Here is a 19,590-nt window from a genome sequence, read left to right on the forward strand (position 1 = left end):
CTGAGAAAAGGAGGATCTTCAATTGTCAAAAGAAAGAGAGACCTTTGAGATATTATTAGACCAAATTGCAGCTGCCCCAAATCTTCGGCAGCATCCATTGATGCAAACTGCCCAAATCAGACAAGTAACCGTGCATCGACAATCAAAAGCGTGGACGTTTTATTTCCAATTTGAACGTTTATTACCGGTGATGGTGTATCAATCCTTTAAACAACACATTGAACTAGCGTTTAAAGAGATCGCGGAAGTTCGCATTGTCATTGAAGCTCAAGATGGTTCCTTTGATGAGCAGTTCATTCAAGAATACTGGCCATTAGCGTTAGCCAATCAAAATTGTGATCGGCCGTTAGTTCATCAAGTGATTAAAAATCAAATGCCTATGATTCAAGAGAACAAAGTGATTTTACCCGTCAACAATGATGCGGTCATCACGATTTTGCAGCAACAGTACTTACCGATCATTGAGGAAAATTATGGGACTTTCGGGTTTCAAAAATTTCGGATCTTGCCGCAGCTAGACAAAGAACAGGCTGAGGCAGCCTTGAAAGAACTTGAAGCACGAAAAGAAGAACAAACGGCAGCCTTCCAATTGCAAGCCGCTGAGAACTTAATGGCCCACGAGCAACGCAAAAAAGAAGTCAAAACAGTCGAATTTGACGGACCAATTGCCTTGGGACGTAATATTCCTGCCGATGAACCTGTGACACCGATGATCAATATCATTGAGGAAGAACGCAGAGTTACGATCCAAGGGTATGTCTTTGATAAAGAAGTTCGAGAATTGCGTTCAAAACGGAAGATTTTGATTTTGAAAATCACCGACTATACGTCGTCGTTTAGTGTGAAAAAATTCTCCAATAATGAAAAAGATGAACAAGTCTTTGATGCCATTGCTAAAGGTAGTTGGGTCAAAGTGCGTGGTAGTGTTCAAGAAGATACTTTTATGCGAGATCTCGTTATGAATGCACAAGATTTGCTGGAAGTCAAACACGAGGCCCGCAAAGATTATGCACCTGAAGGCGAAAAACGGGTCGAACTTCACCTGCATTCAAATATGAGTACGATGGATGCAACCAACAATGTGGCAGACTTTGTCGCTCAAGCTGGCAAGTGGGGCCATAAGGCGATTGCGATCACCGATCATGGTGGCGCACAAGGGTTTCCTGATGCCCATCACGCCGGAGAAAAAGCCGGGGTAAAAATTCTTTACGGTGTGGAAGCCAATATCGTGGATGACGGGGTAGCGGTTGCCTATAATCCGAAGCCTGTCCCACTGACTGATGCCACTTATATCGTGTTTGACGTGGAGACCACCGGATTGTCTGCAGTGTACGACACCATCATTGAATTGGCCGCTGTGCGGATGCATAAAGGCAACGTGGAAGGCTCCTTTGATGAATTCATCGATCCTGGCCATCCTTTATCACGAACGACCGTAGAATTGACGGGGATCACCGATGAAATGGTTCGGGGGTCAAAATCGGAAGAAGAAGTCTTACGTTTGTTCCGTGAGTTTTCTGAAGGAGCCATTCTAGTTGCCCACAATGCGTCATTTGATATGGGCTTCTTAAATACAAGTTATCGAAAATACGGTATTCCAGAAGCAGAAAATCCCGTCATTGATACATTGGAACTCGCTCGTTATTTGTATCCAGAGTTTAAGCGATTCGGTTTAGGTGTCCTTTCCAAAAAATTCGGCGTTAGTTTGGAGCAACATCACCGAGCGATCTACGATGCCGAGGCAACCGGTCATTTAGCGTGGATCTTTGTCAAAGAAGCGATGGAAAAACATGACATGCTGCTGCACGAAGATTTGAACCGACACGTTGGGGGCGAGAACTCCTATAAAGCAGCTCGGCCTTTCCATGCCACGATCTTAGCCCGAACACAGGCGGGATTGAAGAATTTATTCAAGCTGATCTCGATGTCGAATGTGAAGTACTTCCATGATAAAGTCCCGCGGATCCCGCGCTCAGAATTGGTGAAATTGCGGGAAGGATTGTTAGTCGGAACCGCTTGTGATAAAGGGGAAGTCTTTGTCGCAATGATGCAAAAAGGGGTTGATGCAGCGCGGGAACTTGCTAAGTTTTATGACTATATCGAAGTCATGCCCAAAGCAGTTTATGCCCATCTCCTAGAAACGGAGCTCGTGAAAAGCGAAAAAGACCTAGAAGACATTATTCGGAATTTGATCCAAATGGGTGAAGAGTTAGGAAAAATCGTTGTTGCTACTGGGAATGCCCACTACCTGAACGAAGAAGATGCCATTTATCGTAAGGTCTTGATCAATTCGATGGGGGGCGCCAATCCCTTGAATCGACATAGTTTACCGGATGTACACTTCCGAACAACCGATGAGATGCTGACCGCTTTTCAGTTTTTAGGTCCGGAAGTAGCGAAAGAAATTGTGGTGACGAACCCAAATAAAATCGCTGATCTCTGTGAAAAAGTCATTCCGGTAAAAGATGATCTGTATACACCAAAGATTCCCGGATCTGAACAAGAGATCACCGACTTGAGTTACAACCGTGCCAAAGAGCTATACGGTGATCCATTACCAGAAATTGTGGAAAAACGTTTGAAAAAAGAGCTTGATTCGATCATTGGGAATGGGTTTTCCGTGATCTATTTGATCTCACAAAAACTGGTTCATAAAAGCAATCAAGACGGCTACTTAGTAGGGTCACGGGGATCAGTCGGTTCTAGTTTCGTAGCAACGATGACTGGGATCACTGAGGTCAATCCATTAGCCCCTCATTATTATTGTCCCGATTGCCAGTATTCTGAGTTTTACGAAGACGGCTCGTATGGTTCTGGTTATGATATGCCAGAGAAAAAATGTCCAAAATGCGGCACACGTCTGAACAAAGATGGCCATGATATTCCTTTTGAAACCTTCCTTGGTTTCCATGGCGATAAAGTCCCCGATATCGATTTGAACTTCTCTGGGGAATATCAGCCAGAGGCCCATAACTATACGAAAGTGCTCTTCGGCGAAGAATATGTCTATCGTGCCGGAACGATCGGTACAGTAGCCGATAAAACAGCCTTCGGTTTCGTAAAAGGCTTTGAGCGCGATCATAATCTCCATTATCGAGCAGCTGAAGTCGATCGATTGGCTAAGGGTGCAACTGGCGTCAAACGGACAACTGGTCAGCATCCGGGGGGAATCATCGTTATTCCAGACTATATGGATGTCTATGATTTCACGCCGATTCAATACCCAGCAGATGATCAAAATTCAGAATGGAAAACGACCCACTTTGATTTCCATTCCATTCATGACAATATTTTAAAACTGGATATCCTGGGACACGATGACCCAACGGTGATTCGGATGCTGCAGGATTTATCAGGAATCGATCCTAAAACGATCCCCACGGATGATCCGGAAGTGATGCGTATTTTTGGTGGTACGGACGTGCTAGGTGTGACTGAAGAGCAGATCTACTCAAAAACAGGTACATTAGGCATCCCAGAATTTGGGACCCGATTTGTGCGGGGGATGTTGGATCAAACCCATCCATCGACGTTTGCAGAGCTCTTGCAGATCTCTGGTCTTTCCCATGGTACCGATGTATGGTTGGGCAATGCCGAAGAACTGATTCGTCGCGGAGATGCCAGTCTAGCAGAAGTAATCGGCTGTCGGGATGATATCATGGTGTACTTGATCCATGCTGGCCTAGATGACGGGATGGCCTTTAAAATCATGGAGACGGTTCGTAAAGGGCAATGGAACAAGATCCCTGACGACTTGCGGGACACTTACTTGCAAGCGATGCGGGAGAACAATGTCCCTGAATGGTATATCGATTCTTGTTCGAAGATCAAGTACATGTTCCCGAAAGCCCATGCAGCGGCGTATGTTTTGATGGCGTTGCGGGTGGCTTACTTTAAAGTGTACTTCCCAATTCTCTATTACTGTGCTTATTTCTCTGTCCGGGCGGATGATTTTGATTTGATTGCCATGTCAAAAGGAAAAGACGCCGTAAAAGAACGGATGCAAGAAATCACTGACAAAGGATTGGATGCGTCAACGAAAGAAAAGAATCTGTTAACCGTTCTGGAGTTAGCCAATGAAATGTTAGAGCGCGGTTATGAATTTGGGATGATCGATCTGTATAAATCGGATGCGGAAAACTTCGTGATCGACGGAAAAAAATTGATCGCACCATTTCGAGCAGTGCCGAGTTTGGGACTAAACGTAGCGAAACAAATCGTGGAAGCACGGAAAAATGGTCCTTTCTTATCGAAAGAAGATCTCGCCAATCGCGGGAAAGTTTCTAAGACTTTGATTGAATACATGACGGATAACGGTGTTCTAAAAGATTTACCTGATGAAAATCAGTTGTCTTTGTTTGATATGTTGTAAACCACCGGCTGTTCACTTAAGATAAAAAATAAGCACATCATCATAATGGCTAGTATAGCTAGTTTCTGCATGATGTGCTTTTTTGTCTTGTTTGTGAAATCGATCTAAGCAGCCACAATCTGACGAAAATCAGTAAGATCGTGGTCTATTGTGGGAAATCATAGGGGCCAGCCTTGGTAGCGAATCAATCGAACCTTTACCATACAAAGAGGAGAAAAATACTCGTTACCGAAAGAAGCGAATGCCTTTGGTAACGAGTATTTTTCGACAAAGTTCGTTAAATAGCTAAAAAAAGAAAAAAAGCAAAACAGGCAAATACACCATGTACAGTAAGACGGAATAGCCTAGACATGAAGTTGCAAATTCTTCATCCCCTTGGTAGTTTCGTACAAGGATCGGGACAGAGTTTTGGACGGGCATAGAGGCTTGAATAATAAACACAGAAAGCATCAATTCAGGAACAGGGATGATTCTGCTTAACAGCCACACAACGAGGGGCGAAAGAACGAAACGACCAAACAAGACACCGACAATGTCTTTCGTCATTCGCAAATTTTTGAGTCCCCCAAAGTAGACGATGATTCCGATAATAAACATTGATAAGGGTGTCGTCAAATCTGCTAGATAGCTTCCAAGGCCATCAACAAATGAGGGCAGTGGTAAGGTGAATAGCATCCAGATCAAACCGATGATGAAACCAATCAAGGCTGGTGAAAAAATCTTTTTTAGCATGACCAATGGATGAAAGGAAATCCGGGCTTCACCAAAATCAGGATTGTCTTTTGCTAAATCAAAAATACCGATGGTCCAAAATAATGTCGTATTTACAATATAGTACAACAACACATAAGGAACGGCTTTTTCACCAAAAATAGCTAAATTGATCGGTAAGCCGATGAAGATCGTATTGGAAAAGGTAAACATGGCGGAAAATGCGCCTTGGTGTTTGGCTTCAACTTGCGCGAAACGTCGCCATAAATAACCAGCGAAGTAAGTGATCATCATGGAAAGTAATGGGATGATCATCCCCGAAACCAATGAAAGAAATTCATCTTTCGTAAAATTTTTAATAATCGTTAAAAACATATTGGCTGGTAATGAGACATTTAATACCAATTTTGAAAACGTATCGGCGGTTCGATTAGAAAACCATTGTTTGTAAGACAACCAATAACCGATAAACATGAGACTGAAAATGACAAAAATATTGATATATGCTTGAAACATGTGCTCACCTCTCATTTACTATAGCGAAAGGCAGAAGAAGAAGCAACTGATTCCCATTTGAAAACAACAAAAAACCAAACCACTCATTGAGCGATTTGGTCAAGAATTACTAACGTTGCTGCTTGCCTGCGTTACGACCTTTTCCACTAGGCTTTGTCGTGTTCAACGCTTTTTTGACAGCTTCTGTTTTTTCAGGAGTTACATCTTTGCGAGGCGTAACCACCGTTTTTGGCGGATTGGCTTTCATTTCTGCTTCGACTTGGGCACGAATTTTTGGTTTCATGATGACATTCGTGATAAATGTTTGGATACAACTGAAGACCCCACCGACTACCCAATAAAGTGTCACACCAGCTGGTGCACTCATTGACATGAAAACGATCATCAATGGAGAAACGATCAACATGGTTTTCATCGTTTTTTTCTGTTCTTCTGGAATCCCAATGGTTGAGATGTATCCTTGTGCCAGGTAGGAAATACCAGCAATCGCCACAAAGAGGATGCTTGGGTCACCTAATGATACGCCAAAGAACTCAGAGTTTTGGATTCCTTGTGTGTAACGGGCGGTGAAGTAGAGGGCAGAGAAGATCGGCATCTGAATCAGTAAAGGCAAACAACCGATACCGCCAAACATACTGACGTTGTTTTCAGAATAGATTTTTTGCATCTCCGCTTGCGCTTGCATTTGTTCTTCCCGAGTGGTTGCTTTCTTCAAATTGGCTTGCGCAATATCCACTTGAGGTTTCAGAAACTGCATTTTTTCACTTTGAATCATCGTTTTTCGAGACTGATGGATCCCTAATGGTAAGATAATGACGCGGACAACGATCGTTACGGCGATGATCGCCCAGCCGTAAGACCAGTTGAAGTTTTCAACGAGCATCGTGATCATATCACCTAAAGGTTTCACCAAAAAGCGATAAATCATTCCTGTTTCTTTCGGCGTACCATCAGCATTGGTACTGACACAGCCTGATAATGCTAATAACAGGCCAAATAATCCTGATGAAAGCAGCCATTTATTCATTTTAGACATTCTATTCTTCCTCTTCACAATAAATTTAGACCAAAATAACTATACTAAAAAAGACCGACTATTTCAATGTACAAAGAGAAATTCATTGAAAAATCAATCTTTCGACTTAGAAAACATTCAATTATCAATAATAGACTACATCAAAGCTAGTACGTTCTTTAATGGTATCGTCTGGTTGGATGTCGATTTGGTTCACTTTTCCAGCGGGAGAAGGAGAATCTTTCACTCCGGCAACAAAGGCATCGATGATTTTTTCATCTCCCATCGCTTCAATCGAAACAGAACCATCTGCCTCATTTTTTACAGATCCTGTGACCCCTAATTGATCGGCAAGCATTTTCGTGGTATAACGAAAGCCGACACCTTGGACACGCCCTTGAACATGGATTCGTAGTTTCTTCATGGACAATCCCTCCTCTGCTTATAATGATAGCGTTTTTTCAGTAAAAGAACAAGTTAGATCGATTGACTCATGCTATAATAAATCGAGGTGACCACATGAAAGAAATTCAATCGAAAAAAAATACCTTTATCAAGGAAATCAAAAAACTAACACAAAAAAAACACCGTACACAGACCAATACGTATTTGATCGATGGCTGGCATTTAGTGCAAGAAGCGCTGCAGGCCAAAGTACCTATCAAAGCGTTGTTGGTGACACCGCGAGGGTTAAGCGAAGCCAACGGGCAGCTCGATGATTATCAGGAAGAAAGCTATTTGATCACAGAGGAGATCGCAGCGATGCTTTCTGATTTACCAACACCACAAGGAATTTTTGCCGTGGTGGAAAAGCAAGAGCAAAACTTACAGACACTGACGGGTAATTGGTTGATTTTAGATAATGTGCAAGATCCCGGGAACGTTGGTACCATGATTCGAACAGCGGATGCTGTTGGATTTAGCGGGGTGTTTCTCGGCGAAGGAACAGCAGATCTTTACAGCACAAAAGTCTTGCGCAGCATGCAAGGAAGCAACTATCATTTACCGATTTTAGAAGGAGCGATCCCGCCATTTCTAAAGCAGCTACGCTCAGCTGGCGTGACGATTTATGGCACCGAATTAAATAAAGAAGCCGTTCCTTATACCGAGCTTCCTAAAGAACAAACAGCTGCCTTCATTTTAGGTAACGAGGGACAAGGGGTTCACCCAGAACTGTTGGCTTTGACTGACAAAAATGTGTATATTCCCATCTATGGTCAGGCGGAATCATTGAACGTCGCCATTGCAGCCGGAATTTTGATGTATTTTTCTGTCAGTTAGATTTTTAAGGAACTGTTAAACTATTTGAATCTATTGCACCTCACCTAGAATCTTCGATGAATAGGTGCTATACTTTGTCTTGTAACAATCAAGCAGATCAAAAAAAGGTGGCAGACAAAAATTTATGACAGAAAAATGGCAAGAAGATAGCGAATATATGTCTTACGTGGCTGACCTGTTAGAAACAGAAGCTGTAAAAAAATTAGCCAACTTTGTGCAGCATATGAACTCCACACGTTTGGAACATTCGATCAGCGTCTCTTATTATAGTTACAAATTGGCCAAGAAATGGGGCGGCGATGCTCGTGCAACAGCTCGTGCAGGACTCCTTCATGATTTATTCTACTATGACTGGCGTACCACAAAGTTTGATGAAGGTACCCATGCGTATATGCATCCACGAATTGCAGTAAAAAATGCTGAAAAAATCACTGAACTAAGTGATCTAGAAAAAGATATCATCTTGAAACATATGTGGGGAGCAACGATTGCGCCGCCACGTTATAAAGAAAGCTATATTGTCACAATGGTTGACAAATATTGTGCGATCAAAGAAGCATCAGAACCACTTACAGAAAGTATGAAAGAAAAATGGCAACAACGTTTCTGGAAGAAACATCGTACGATTCAATAAGAAAAAAGTTCTTCGAACCAGCCGGTTCAAAGAACTTTTTTTGTTTGCTTAGCCAAAAATAAGTTGGAGGATCGCTGCGCCTACATAAAGGATCAGTAAGGTGATCAATACCGTTAAGTGTCGTCTTTTGTGCATAAAAAGGATCGCTACGAATTCTCGTAAGAAGGCATTTGGTAAATAGTAAAAGGCGGTGGGTGCTCCGATACCATCCGCTTTAAGTTGTGCTTGATCTGCATAGAGACCGGCACGAAAAATATGGTAATTGTTGGAGGAAAAAATAACTTTGTAGCCATTTGGCTTTAAGGAATCCATGATTTCTTTCGAAAACTTCATGTTTTCATAAGTAGTCGTGGAATTTGTTTCTACTAAAATCTCTCCTTCGGGCACTCCTTGCGCAACTGCATATTCTTTCATCGCGACAGCTTCTGGCAGCTTTTCATCGCTTCCTTGGCCGCCTGACATCAGTAACCGAGGAGCGGTTTTTTTCGCTTTAAATTGCGCTTCGTAGAACGAGATTGCTTTATTGATACGCTTGGCCAATAAAGGGGAGACCGTGGTGCCATTCAAAAGACCTGCTCCTAAGACGATGATAAAATCTTGATTGTAACGAGGATGATTGAACTGATAAATGACTGAAATCGATAAAAAGTTCAAAAAGACCACAAATAGATACATCAGACTTAGGGGAACAACGCCGAATAAGGTTCGGATCCAATCCGGGAAAAAGTGCAAAAGGGTATCTGAAAATAATAAAACGGTCAAAACCACTGCTAAGATCAGGGTCAATAGATTGGCGATTGATCGCGACTCTCTTCGTAAAACAATAATGGAATTCCAGTAAAGAAAGACCACGAGAATGGCTAAGCCGAATAATAATACAGCAAAGAAGATCGCTAGCAAAACAGCCAATAGACCACCTACAAGAATATCTTGTGTTCGGTATAGATTAATGACTAGGTAGCCACCAAATGCTAAGACAAACAAATTAAAGAGCAAGCCATTTACGAGTCGGTGCTTGTTACGCCGATAAGAAAATAAAAAAAGGCCGGCGAAGGCAACTGGTATTAGAATAAAGAAACTGCCTGTCCGTAATTCTGAGACGGCTAAATAAATCAGCAGGGCTAAAATCGTCCAACAGCACTCAAAAAAGAAAATATCTGGCTCATCTTTATTCTTGCGCCACTTTTGAACGACGATCACACCCGTCAAATAGCTGATGGCAAAAATCAGCAATTGCGTAAAATCCATGTTTTTCACTCCTTTAACGATACACCTAGTATACCGAAAAATGACAAAAATTGCTTGTTGCTAAGGTCAAAGTTGCTGAATTTCTTGCAATTCGCTAAAATGAAGAAAAGAAGGAGGAAGGAACATGCAATTAGGTGAAGTGATTCGCGTTGAACGGCCCGCTTTTTATGTGATCGGAAAAGAAGGCAAGGGATTAGCGGAAGAAGGAGCTTCTTGGGTACCAGCGCTATGGGAACTTGCAACAAAGGATTTTGAAGAGATCGAATTTCTAGTGAGCGATCAAAAGGCAGAAGAACTGGAATTTTGGGGCTTAATGAGTGATGGCACCAATTGGTTAGAGCCTTGGCAAGAAACCGGCCGTTATTTGGCAGGCGTTCAAGTCCATACAGAAAATTTTCCTCCCGTCGGTTGGGTCCGTTGGGAAATGCCCGCAATGACCTATCTCGTTGTAAAAACGGATGAAAAAAACTTGACCATGATGACTGAAAAAATGTTGATGGAAGTTTTACCAGAAAATAACGTCCACTTGTCAGCAGCGATCCAAGAAAGATATCTTCCTCATTTTAAAGAAGGGGAAGTTGAATTGTTTTTCCCTGTTGAGCCTTTGGCAGCAGCAACGGTGGAAACGGTAGAATAAAAAAAATCTGTCCGAGAAGCAATCTTTGCTCAGGACAGATTTTTTCTTTGGTTTGGATTAAAAAAGATTCTCGAAAAAGGTAGACACACCGCGCCAAGCACGAACAAAGATGTTGGCTTTTTCTACCGTTTGTGTTGTGACCAATCCTGCAGTTTCGTCATGATCAGAAGCATCAATATAACCAAGCGTATCAGCTGGAATCGAAGCACTTACAGTACCGACTTCTGTGCCCTCAGTCAATGGCGCTTGCAGGGCAGAATCACGATAATGCTCATTAAAGTCAATGGTTGTTTCAAAGGCTGTTGCATCCATATCTCCACGTACCCATAAGGTCAAACCTTGATTTAAGGCAACGGGAACACTCAATTCTTTCCCATCTTTGACTGCCACCGTCTGTGTATCTTCTAACTGTGCATTTTCTGGTAGAATTTCTACTTGTTCCCAAGCATCGAAGGAGTAGTCCATCAACCGACCTGTTTCGATAAAACGTACGCTTGGATTTTCCGCATGACCATTGACGTTTAGCACGACGGTGATAATTCGTTGACCATCCTTGACGGCGGTTCCGACAAAGCAGGCGCCTGCCATATCTGTCGTACCAGTCTTAAGACCGTCAACACCATCTTTAGTATTCGTAAAACCTGGAAGCATCCAGTTCCAATTGACCATCTCGACAGGCGAATAGGAACCTTCGCCAAATTGTTTGGTGGAAAGACTTGTTACTTCTAAAACGTCTGGAAAGTCTTGCAGCAAATGGCGAGCAATCAGGGCGACATCTTTTGCGGATAGTTCGTTTTCGTCAGTGGAAGTTGACCCGGGATAGATATTGTCCCCTAAATAAGTATTGTTCAAGCCAGAAGCATTAACGATCTTTGCATCGGTAATGCCCCATGATTGCACTTTTTCTTGCATTTGATCAACAAAGGCACTTTCAGACCCAGCAATCAGCTCCGCGAGCGCTACGATTGCAGCATTTGCAGATTGGATATAACTGGCATCATACAAATCTTTTACTGTATAGGTAACGTCTTGATGCAAAGGGACATTCGATAAGTTTGGCGACACGCTGAGATTCGCGGCATAATCTGAAATAGGGACAGGATCATCCCAAGCGATGGTTCCTTGCTCTACTTGCTCAGCTACAAGGTAGAGACTGATGATCTTGGTGATGGAGGCGATGCCCATGGCGGTCTCACCATCTTGATCATACAACACTTTGCCTGTGTCAAAATCAATGGAGTAAGCGGCTTTTGCATCGACTGAAAAATCTTGGATCTCTTCGGCGCTCATAGCTGTATCATCAGCATACGAAACGACGGGTAAGCCGGCAGCAGCAAAGAGGATTGCCAAAGCAGCAACGATGGAATACCCGAACTTGGTTATTTTCTGCATATATGTAGTAGCTCCTTTAAAGTTGTATCTAAGCAAAAATTTTAACAAAGAGTATCCACCGTTGCAATACTCTAAGAGAAAACTTAGCATTTAATTGCGTAAGACCGATCCCTCAGTAGACAAACTGAGACGTTACGTGACTAAGGTTGTTTACTGTAAATAATAGCTAACAAAAAAACTTACCTTCCTATAAAATAGAAGGCAAGTTTTTGTGAATTGACATAGGATCAAACTGATTCACTTAGCGACGATTGGAATGGATTCTCGGGTTTTGGTTTTGGACTCTGACGGGAACTTTCACCGCCTTCGTTTCTTGTTGCATAGCCAATTTTGCTAAAAAGAATGTCCCAGCTAACAATGCAGCTAAAGCAAAGATGGAAAAGAGTGAAATAAAGGTCGTTAACATAAAAATCCCTTCTTTCTATTTAAAATAAATGTGGAAGGTAGGAATCGAACCTACACCTTAATCTATGAACGATCAAACATCACTCAACGGAACACCTTGTTCAACCACTTGTTAAGTTAATGATAGCATGGATTGCCAAGAAATGCTGATAAAAAGTCTGAGAATTGACCGAAGAAAATGTGAAGAAAACATGAACTTGGCTTTCTCAGCGATTTTAGATGATTTTTGTCAAAGAATAGTGGCAATCTTCTGCTTCATCATATAAAGTAATGACGGAGCCTTTTTGTTCAAGAACTAAATGATAGCCAAATGTGTCCAGTAAAACTAACCGCATCGGAGTCAATTCAACGATGGAAGCAGTCAAAGGCTTGCCTTCGATGGTCAATGAATAATCATTGGCTATTTCTATCGTGACATCTTCTTTTGTCTTGGAAGTAAAACGCCAATTACCAATGAAATTCTGGCGATTCTCATTTTTTTGTTTTTCTTTTCGCAACAGCAAGGAGCTGACCACGCCCGTTGCAAGAGATAAACCAATCAAAATAGACCTTTTCTTCATTTATACACGTCCTATCATTTACGATTCATCAAGTTGTGCCTTGTGGACAGGTGTCCACTTTTTCGCACTAGAAAATAATTGCCATAAGTATACCATGAGAAGGTAAAAAAGCATGGTACTTTAGTTTGAAGTTTAGAAGTTTTTATCAAAATATGCTATGATTCAAAAGAGCAGGTGAGAAAATGAATTATCCGAATACCCTTTTAGCCACGTTTCTCGTGCGAGACAACCGGTTCATTGCCCGATGTCTCGTTGACGGTCAAGAAGTAATCGTCCATGTAAAAAATACCGGACGAGGAAAAGAGCTCTTGCACAAAGGTGCGCTTGTTACCCTGCAATATTGGGACAATCCGAAACGCAAAACCAATTACGACTTGATCTCAGTCAAGAAACAAGACCAATGGATCAACATCGATAGTCAAGTACCGAATCGTTTAGGCTATGAAGGCCTCTTGGATGGCACGATCCAGTTGCCAAATATCAAAGGGAGAATCGCGCTTTTGCGAAGGGAAGTTGTCTATGGGACATCAAAATTCGACCTTTATTTTGAAACAGATGAACAAGAAAAAGGCTTTTTAGAAATCAAGGGAATGACCCTTGAAAACAAGCAAGTCGGTGCTTTTCCAGATGCACCAACCATTCGTGGCTTGAAACACGTCAATGAATTGATCCATGCCAAAGAAGCTGGCTATTATGCGGCGGTTTTGTTTATGATCCAATTTGAAGCGGTGCAAATCGCCACGATCCATCGACAGATGCAACCGGATCTGGCCACTAAAATCGCTGAAGCGCAAAGCAAGGGTGTCGAAGTGTTTGCCTATAATTGCCAAGTAAACCAAGGGATGATCACGGTCAAAGAACCAATCCCTTTTGATTTGAATGTCGTCTTTGACGACCCTAATCTATAGAAGAAAGAAGGAAAAAACATGATTCATTTAGGGATTATCGGCACAAATTGGATCACCGATCAATTTGTACAAGCAGCCCACGAAACCAAACGCTATCAATTGGTTGCCGTATACTCAAGAAAGTTAGCAACGGCACAACGTTTTGGAGAAAAATATGGGGATATCGAGTATGCGACCGATCTGGACACTTTTTTTGGCTTAGCTCATATGGACACGGTCTACATCGCGTCTCCGAATAGTTTGCACTTTGAACAAGCCAAGCAAGGTATTTTAGCAGAAAAAAATGTCATTGTGGAGAAGCCAGCCTTTTCAACGCCTGAGGAAATGGCGGAGATCATCGAATTGGCAAATCAGCAACAGGTATTATTCTTTGAAGCAGCTCGCAACATCCATGAAGCAAGTTTTTCTACTGTAGCCGAATTCTTACCGACACGCGGTGCCATTCTTGGGGCGAACTTTTCTTATATGAAATATTCGTCTCGTTATGACGCTGTACTAGCTGGGGAGGAACCAAATATTTTTTCTCCACATTTTTCTGGCGGTGCCTTAGCAGATTTGGGCGTCTATCCGATTTATGCGGCGGTCGCTTGGTTTGGCAAACCGCAAGATGTTCATTATTTTGCCCGTAAATTACCGACTGGTGTAGATGGTATCGGGACTGCAGTGTTGCGCTATGCTGACTTTGATGTCACAATCCAAACAGGAAAAATCGCTGATTCAGAGTTGCGTTCAGAAATCTATTTTGAAGACGGTACATTAGACCTAAATGCCGTCAATGCCATCGAAGAAGCCGCATTTTATGAGCGAAAAACAAAACAAACCCAGGCATTAGCAGTAAGTGCTTTAGAAAACCCGATGATCGAAGAAGCACAAGACTTTGCAGACATCATCGAAAACAAAAATGATCCCCAACAAGGACAACGGTATGAGGAATGGGTGGAACTTGCTCGCAGTGTCAATGAAACCATCGCTCTTATGCGTAAACAAGCAGGCATCATTTTTGATGCAGATAAAAAATAAGGAATGGAACATTTATGACAGTATTTGAATTGACACAATTGCCAGACATCTGGCAGGAAAAATGGCAGGCGGCAGGGTATCACGCACCGTCCTTGATACAAGAGAAAACCTTTGGCCCTTTAAAAGATGGTGAGTCTGTCATTGGAGTCTCACCGACCGGTTCTGGTAAAACTTTGGCGTACCTCTTGCCACTGTTAACAAAAGTCGAGGCAAAGCAAGGTAATCAGTTGCTGATTTTGACTTCTTCACAAGAATTAGCGATGCAAGTCACAGAAGTGGCCCGGGAATGGGCCCAAGCCATTGGTTTGACCGTTCTGCCGCTAATTGGTGGCGCAAGTACAAAACGCCAAGTGGAAAGACTGAAAGACAAGCCCGAGGTCTTGATTGGCACCCCAGGCCGAGTGTTAGAATTGATCAAAGCAAAAAAAATCAAGACCCAGCAGTTGCAATCGTTGGTATTAGATGAGGTTGACCAATTATTGAAAGAAGGGGCCTTCACACTGGCTGCCAAGATCAATCAAACATTGCCAAAACAAATCCAGCGTAGTTTCTTTTCAGCAACCGCTAACGAAGTGATTGATGAGATTCGACCATTGGTGACAAAAGAGCCGCTGATCATTGATGTTACCCAAGAAGATCAGAGCAAAGGCGTGATCCATCACTACTATTTGAATTATCCGCAACGACGAATCGTGGATGCTTTAAGGCGCTTTGCTCATTTACCAAGCTTTCAAGCCTTGGTTTTCTTCAATGAATTAAGCGCAATGGGAAATGCAGAAGAAAAACTGCTGTTTCACGGCTTGCCGGTGGCATCATTAGCATCTGACCAAAACAAACTTGCCCGAAAAGGCGCACTGGAGAGCTTCCGTCAAGGAAAACTAGTAGAATTATTGACGACCGATGTCGCCTCTCGCGGCTTAGATGTGGTGGATTTGCCTTATGTCATCAATACGGAAGTCCCGTTAGAAAAAGAATCCTATCTGCACCGGGCAGGACGTGTTGGACGAATGGGCAAAGAAGGAACCGTCGTCACGATCGTTCAAGACCATTCGTTGAAGGATTTGAAAAAAATCGCGAATCAATTGTCCATAGAACTCAAGGAAGTCTATCTGCATGGGGGACAATTACACACAGAAGCACCTGTTATCGAAAAGGAAAGCAAGAAAGAAACGAAAATAGTAAGTGTGCAGAAAATTTCCAAGAAAACATCTGAAAAATTACACACTCCTGTTAAAAAGACCAAGAAAAAGACGAAAAAGCAAAAAGACAAAGGAAAAAGACGCCATTGAGCGTCTTTTTGTGTTACCATTAACGTTGTTTATTATTAGTGTGTAAAAAAATGAGGAGGCTATCGAATGAATTCGCGAAAAGAAGAGATTTTTCAAACGATCGAACTGCATAAGCAAGGGTTGACCGCAGTTGACGTCGCTAAAATCTTACAAATCGATCGCAGCAATGCAAGCCGTTATCTCAGTGAGCTTTATAAAGAAAAGAAAATCGGCAAACGTTCCGGCCGTCCGGTCGTTTATGAGCCATTAGAAGAAACGGTGCATGTGGATGTTTCCTCTGAAGTGAGTTTTGAAAGTCTTGTTGGGGTTCAAGCTTCTTTAAAAGTAAGTATCCAGCAAGCCAAAGCAGCAATTTTATATCCGCCTAGAGGACTCCATACCATTATTTTTGGAGAGACAGGTACCGGTAAATCCCTATTTGCCGAATGTATGTATCACTTTGCGGTTGAATCAAATATGTTAGAAAAAGATGCTCCTTTCGTATCGTTTAATTGTGCGGATTATGCACAAAATCCGCAGTTGTTGTTTGGTCACATCTTTGGCATCAAAAAAGGGGCCTACACAGGTGCTGCAGAAGATAGTCCAGGACTTATGGCAAAAGCCGATGGCGGCATATTGTTCTTGGATGAGATCCATCGACTGCCGCCAGAAGGCCAAGAAATGCTCTTTACCTTCATTGACAAAGGGATCTACCGTCCTTTAGGGGAAAGTAATCAAGTTCATGAAGCCGCCGTGCAGATCATCGGTGCCACCACGGAATCATCAGAAACCTTTTTAACGACCTTCAATCGGCGAATTCCCATGGCTATTACTTTGCCAAATGTGGAAAGTCGTTCGCTAGATGAACGGTATGAAATCATTTCCTTGTTTATCAAGCAAGAGGCGACCCGTCTAAATCAGCGGATCGATGTCGAGCGAGATGCGATATTGGCCTTTATGCTCTATGATGCAGAAGGCAACATCGGTCAAATCAAGCGAGACCTGAAACTCGTCTGTGCGAAGGCATTCTTACATTATCGGACCTATGGGAAAAAACACCTCCTGATTCGAAAAGGCGATTGCTCACTGCAAGTTCAAAAAGGGCTGTTGAAGATCAAAGAAATGTCAGAACGCTTGGATCGGTTTTTAGATGGCAAAGGCGACTTTCTGAGTTTCGAACCCGGCGACCCAGATGTTGTCTGGTCTCGTGATCCGCAACGGAATATGCAGGTGTACAATGAGATCGAAGAAAAAGTCAGCACACTGATTGAAACCGGTGTAGCCAATGTTGATTTAGAAAACTTGATCTCTAAGGATGTGGATGCCTACTTTGAAAAATATGTCGAAGAATTGATCCAAAACCCTGTTCATAAAGAGTTGATTCCAGAAGACATTTGGAAACTGACCAATGTTCTTTATGACTTGGCAGGTCAGAGGTTAGATCGAACTTATAGTGAAAAAGCCCGTTTTGCCTTTGCGTTGCATTTGCAAAGTACGCTGGAACGTGTTAAAGAGGGACATATGATCGTTCATCCGGATTTGAACACGATTAGAAAAAACTTAAAATCCGAATTTCAAGTGGCAATGGATTTATCGACGATCATTGAAGAGGAACGTCATGTCGAGATCCCATTTGATGAAATCGGCTTTATCAGTATGTTTTTAGCGATTCAAGTCAAACAGCCTTCGCCATTGCCCCTTGAAAAAATCGAGATCATTGTCTTGATGCATGGCAAGGCAACTGCCAGCAGTATGCTGGAGACAGCCCAAGAGCTGCTGGAGACCGACCATGGCAAGGCAATGAATATGTCTTTGGATATGGAAGTCGGGCAAATGTATGACCAGCTGTTGAATTATATCAATGAAAACAAAGAGAAGATGAGCAATGGCTTATTGCTTTTAACCGATATGGGCTCCCTCAATTCATTTGCGAATTTGATTTCCGAAGAGACGGGGATTCGTACGAAAGCTATTTCGATGGTCAGCACGATGATTGTTTTAGAAGCTTTGCGGATGGCAGAGAGTGGGCGCAGTTTAGAAGATATCTACCAAAACATTCAGCGTTCTTTTGAAACCATCGTACAAGAACAGTTCCGTACGGTTCGTGAAGCAAAAGGAAATAAAAAGGCAGTCATCGTTACTTGCTTTACTGGGGAAGGTGTCGCTGCCAAACTTTATCAACGTATTTATCCCGTCGTCGATCAATCAAAAGTCGAGATCATCCAAATGCAATTTATTGAAAAAGAAACCTTCAAAAAACATATTGACGGCTTGCTAGAAGAATATGAGATCAAAGCTATTGCCGGCACCGTCGAGATCGATTATCAAAACATTCCGTTTTTCTCCGCCTATGATGTTTTTGATGACAATCGCTTGAATGTGCTAAAACGAATCGCTTCAGATGAAGTGCCGATCGAAAAGATCGTGCGTTCATTGGAAAATACGATAACTCATGTTGGGTCCGTCTATCATCTGATCGAAAGCCTGCAACGAATCGTTCATCAGATTCAAAATCAATTGCATGTGATTGTAGAACCAACCGTCGATGCAGGATTAGTCATTCATTTAGCCTTTTTGGTAGAAAGCTTATTGAAGAAGGAGCCTTCCCGTACTTTCGTCAACTTAGCTACTTTCCAAAAACGGTACCGAATTGAAATGGATGTTTTACGAACCCATTTATTACAAATTGAAAAAAATTATCAAATCAAATTTTCTGAAGATGAGATCGCCTATTTAACCCAAATGTTTTTAGAAAACAAAATCAAAAATTATGATGAATCCGCACACAATTTTAGTGTGTAATGAAAAAACTGCGAGTGTGTAAACGAGAAATTGGTTCAGACCATTGATAAATAAAGGTCTGAACTTATTTTTTTTTGGCACGCTTTTTGCTTTATAGTAAAGTGTAACTTACAACAGAAAGGAGCAGATGCGCGATGGCGAAAAAAACGATTATGCTGGTTTGTTCAGCAGGAATGAGTACCAGTCTATTGGTGACAAAAATGCAAAAAGCAGCCGAAGCTAAAGGAATGGAAGCAGATATCTTTGCTGTTTCAGCTTCAGAAGCCGACCAACATTTGGAGTCAAAACCAGTCGATGTTCTATTGTTAGGACCACAAGTACGTTTCATGAAATCACAATTTGAACAAAAATTAGCACCAAAAGGCATTCCTTTGGACGTGATCAACATGGCAGACTATGGCATGATGAACGGCGAAAAAGTATTGCAACAAGCAGAAACATTAATGAACTAAGATTTTTTAGGATCGAAGTGTAAGGAGGATTTTTAAAGATGGATGAGCAAAATTTGGAAGCCATTATGGGATTGATCATGTATGGTGGTAATGCAAAAAGTGACGCAATGGAAGCAATCGCGGCAGCAAAAGAAGGGAACTTCGAATTAGCTGACCAAAAAATCAAAGATGCTGAAGCATCTCTTGTGGAAGCGCATCATTCGCAAACAGGATTGTTGACACAAGAAGCGCAAGGCAATCATATGACCGTGACATTGTTGACCGTGCATTCACAAGATCACCTAATGACGTCAATCGCATTTACCGATTTAGCGAAAGAAATCATTGATGTCTATCGACGTCTAAATAACGAATAATCTTTGAACGGAT

Annotated in this window: 17 protein-coding genes; 10 read left to right on the top strand and 7 right to left on the bottom strand. The window is 42.1% G+C overall.

The genetic code is table 11. The annotated features are described in order from the left end of the window. Nucleotides 1-22: 22 nt before the first annotated feature. Nucleotides 23-4,372, top strand: a complete 4,350-nt coding sequence (locus tag A5882_RS10260) for a PolC-type DNA polymerase III (protein ID WP_005236975.1) — start codon at nucleotides 23-25, stop codon at nucleotides 4,370-4,372. Nucleotides 4,373-4,657: 285 nt separating this feature from the next. Here the strand turns inward: A5882_RS10260 and A5882_RS10265 are convergent, their stop codons facing one another. From A5882_RS10265 to A5882_RS10275, 3 genes are all read right to left on the bottom strand, one after another. After that, nucleotides 4,658-5,599 carry an AEC family transporter gene (locus A5882_RS10265; RefSeq protein WP_086299626.1) on the bottom strand — a complete coding sequence of 314 codons (942 nt, stop codon included), beginning with the start codon at nucleotides 5,597-5,599 and terminating at the stop codon, nucleotides 4,658-4,660. A gap of 109 nt (nucleotides 5,600-5,708) precedes the next feature. Then, a complete protein-coding gene (gene yidC / locus A5882_RS10270) occupies nucleotides 5,709-6,635 on the bottom strand; it encodes a membrane protein insertase YidC (RefSeq protein WP_086299625.1) in 927 nt (308 codons plus the stop codon). Between the two features lie 124 nt (nucleotides 6,636-6,759). Continuing rightward, nucleotides 6,760-7,038, bottom strand: a complete 279-nt coding sequence (locus tag A5882_RS10275; protein ID WP_005236969.1) for an acylphosphatase — start codon at nucleotides 7,036-7,038, stop codon at nucleotides 6,760-6,762. A 95-nt stretch (nucleotides 7,039-7,133) separates the two neighbouring features. Between A5882_RS10275 and A5882_RS10280 the strand changes: the two genes are divergently transcribed. Together A5882_RS10280 and A5882_RS10285 are read left to right on the top strand one after the other, a co-directional pair. Beyond that, nucleotides 7,134-7,895, top strand: a complete 762-nt coding sequence (locus A5882_RS10280; protein WP_086299624.1) for an RNA methyltransferase — start codon at nucleotides 7,134-7,136, stop codon at nucleotides 7,893-7,895. A gap of 124 nt (nucleotides 7,896-8,019) precedes the next feature. After that, nucleotides 8,020-8,529, top strand: a complete 510-nt coding sequence (locus A5882_RS10285) for an HD domain-containing protein (protein WP_005236965.1) — start codon at nucleotides 8,020-8,022, stop codon at nucleotides 8,527-8,529. Between the two features lie 48 nt (nucleotides 8,530-8,577). On the opposite strand, the gene A5882_RS10290 is transcribed toward A5882_RS10285, so the two are convergent. Next, nucleotides 8,578-9,777 (bottom strand): YdcF family protein, encoded by a 1,200-nt coding sequence (locus tag A5882_RS10290; protein WP_016621250.1) that lies wholly within the window; start codon nucleotides 9,775-9,777, stop codon nucleotides 8,578-8,580. Between the two features lie 124 nt (nucleotides 9,778-9,901). On the opposite strand from A5882_RS10290, the gene A5882_RS10295 reads away from it, so the two are divergent. After that, nucleotides 9,902-10,414 (top strand): GyrI-like domain-containing protein, encoded by a 513-nt coding sequence (locus tag A5882_RS10295; protein WP_008381124.1) that lies wholly within the window; start codon nucleotides 9,902-9,904, stop codon nucleotides 10,412-10,414. 57 nt (nucleotides 10,415-10,471) lie between these two features. Here A5882_RS10295 and A5882_RS10300 read toward each other — a convergent pair whose 3' ends face one another. From A5882_RS10300 to A5882_RS10305, 3 genes are all read right to left on the bottom strand, one after another. Beyond that, a complete protein-coding gene (locus A5882_RS10300; protein WP_016621251.1) occupies nucleotides 10,472-11,806 on the bottom strand; it encodes a serine hydrolase in 1,335 nt (444 codons plus the stop codon). A 241-nt stretch (nucleotides 11,807-12,047) separates the two neighbouring features. Further along, nucleotides 12,048-12,212, bottom strand: coding sequence for a hypothetical protein (locus tag A5882_RS19805; RefSeq protein ID WP_008381128.1), 165 nt, complete (start codon nucleotides 12,210-12,212; stop codon nucleotides 12,048-12,050). A 214-nt stretch (nucleotides 12,213-12,426) separates the two neighbouring features. Continuing rightward, a complete protein-coding gene (locus A5882_RS10305) occupies nucleotides 12,427-12,771 on the bottom strand; it encodes a DUF4828 domain-containing protein (RefSeq protein WP_008381130.1) in 345 nt (114 codons plus the stop codon). 182 nt (nucleotides 12,772-12,953) lie between these two features. Here A5882_RS10305 and sfsA point away from each other — a divergent pair, with 182 nt between their 5' ends. The 6 genes from sfsA (at nucleotide 12,954) to A5882_RS10335 (ending at nucleotide 19,577) form a co-directional block, all read left to right on the top strand. Continuing rightward, complete coding sequence (gene sfsA, locus A5882_RS10310; RefSeq protein WP_016613175.1) at nucleotides 12,954-13,679, top strand: DNA/RNA nuclease SfsA; 726 nt, start codon at nucleotides 12,954-12,956, stop codon at nucleotides 13,677-13,679. 18 nt (nucleotides 13,680-13,697) lie between these two features. Beyond that, nucleotides 13,698-14,699: a Gfo/Idh/MocA family protein gene (locus A5882_RS10315; RefSeq protein WP_086372710.1), complete on the top strand. Its 1,002-nt coding sequence runs from the start codon at nucleotides 13,698-13,700 to the stop codon at nucleotides 14,697-14,699. A 14-nt stretch (nucleotides 14,700-14,713) separates the two neighbouring features. Beyond that, the gene (locus tag A5882_RS10320; RefSeq protein WP_086299621.1) at nucleotides 14,714-15,988 is read left to right on the top strand and encodes a DEAD/DEAH box helicase; all 1,275 of its coding nucleotides are present in this window, start codon (nucleotides 14,714-14,716) and stop codon (nucleotides 15,986-15,988) included. Nucleotides 15,989-16,054: 66 nt separating this feature from the next. Then, on the top strand, nucleotides 16,055-18,769 hold the full coding sequence (locus A5882_RS10325; protein WP_016613177.1) for a sigma 54-interacting transcriptional regulator: 2,715 nt from the start codon (nucleotides 16,055-16,057) through the stop codon (nucleotides 18,767-18,769). 134 nt (nucleotides 18,770-18,903) lie between these two features. Then, entirely contained in the window at nucleotides 18,904-19,221 is a 318-nt protein-coding gene (locus A5882_RS10330; protein WP_005229471.1) for a PTS sugar transporter subunit IIB, read from the top strand. Between the two features lie 38 nt (nucleotides 19,222-19,259). Continuing rightward, entirely contained in the window at nucleotides 19,260-19,577 is a 318-nt protein-coding gene (locus A5882_RS10335; RefSeq protein ID WP_005236949.1) for a PTS lactose/cellobiose transporter subunit IIA, read from the top strand. The last annotated feature ends 13 nt before the right edge of the window (nucleotides 19,578-19,590 follow it).

It is taken from the genome of Enterococcus sp. 4E1_DIV0656 (assembly GCF_002140695.1).
GTDB lineage: Bacteria > Bacillota > Bacilli > Lactobacillales > Enterococcaceae > Enterococcus_D > Enterococcus_D entomosocium.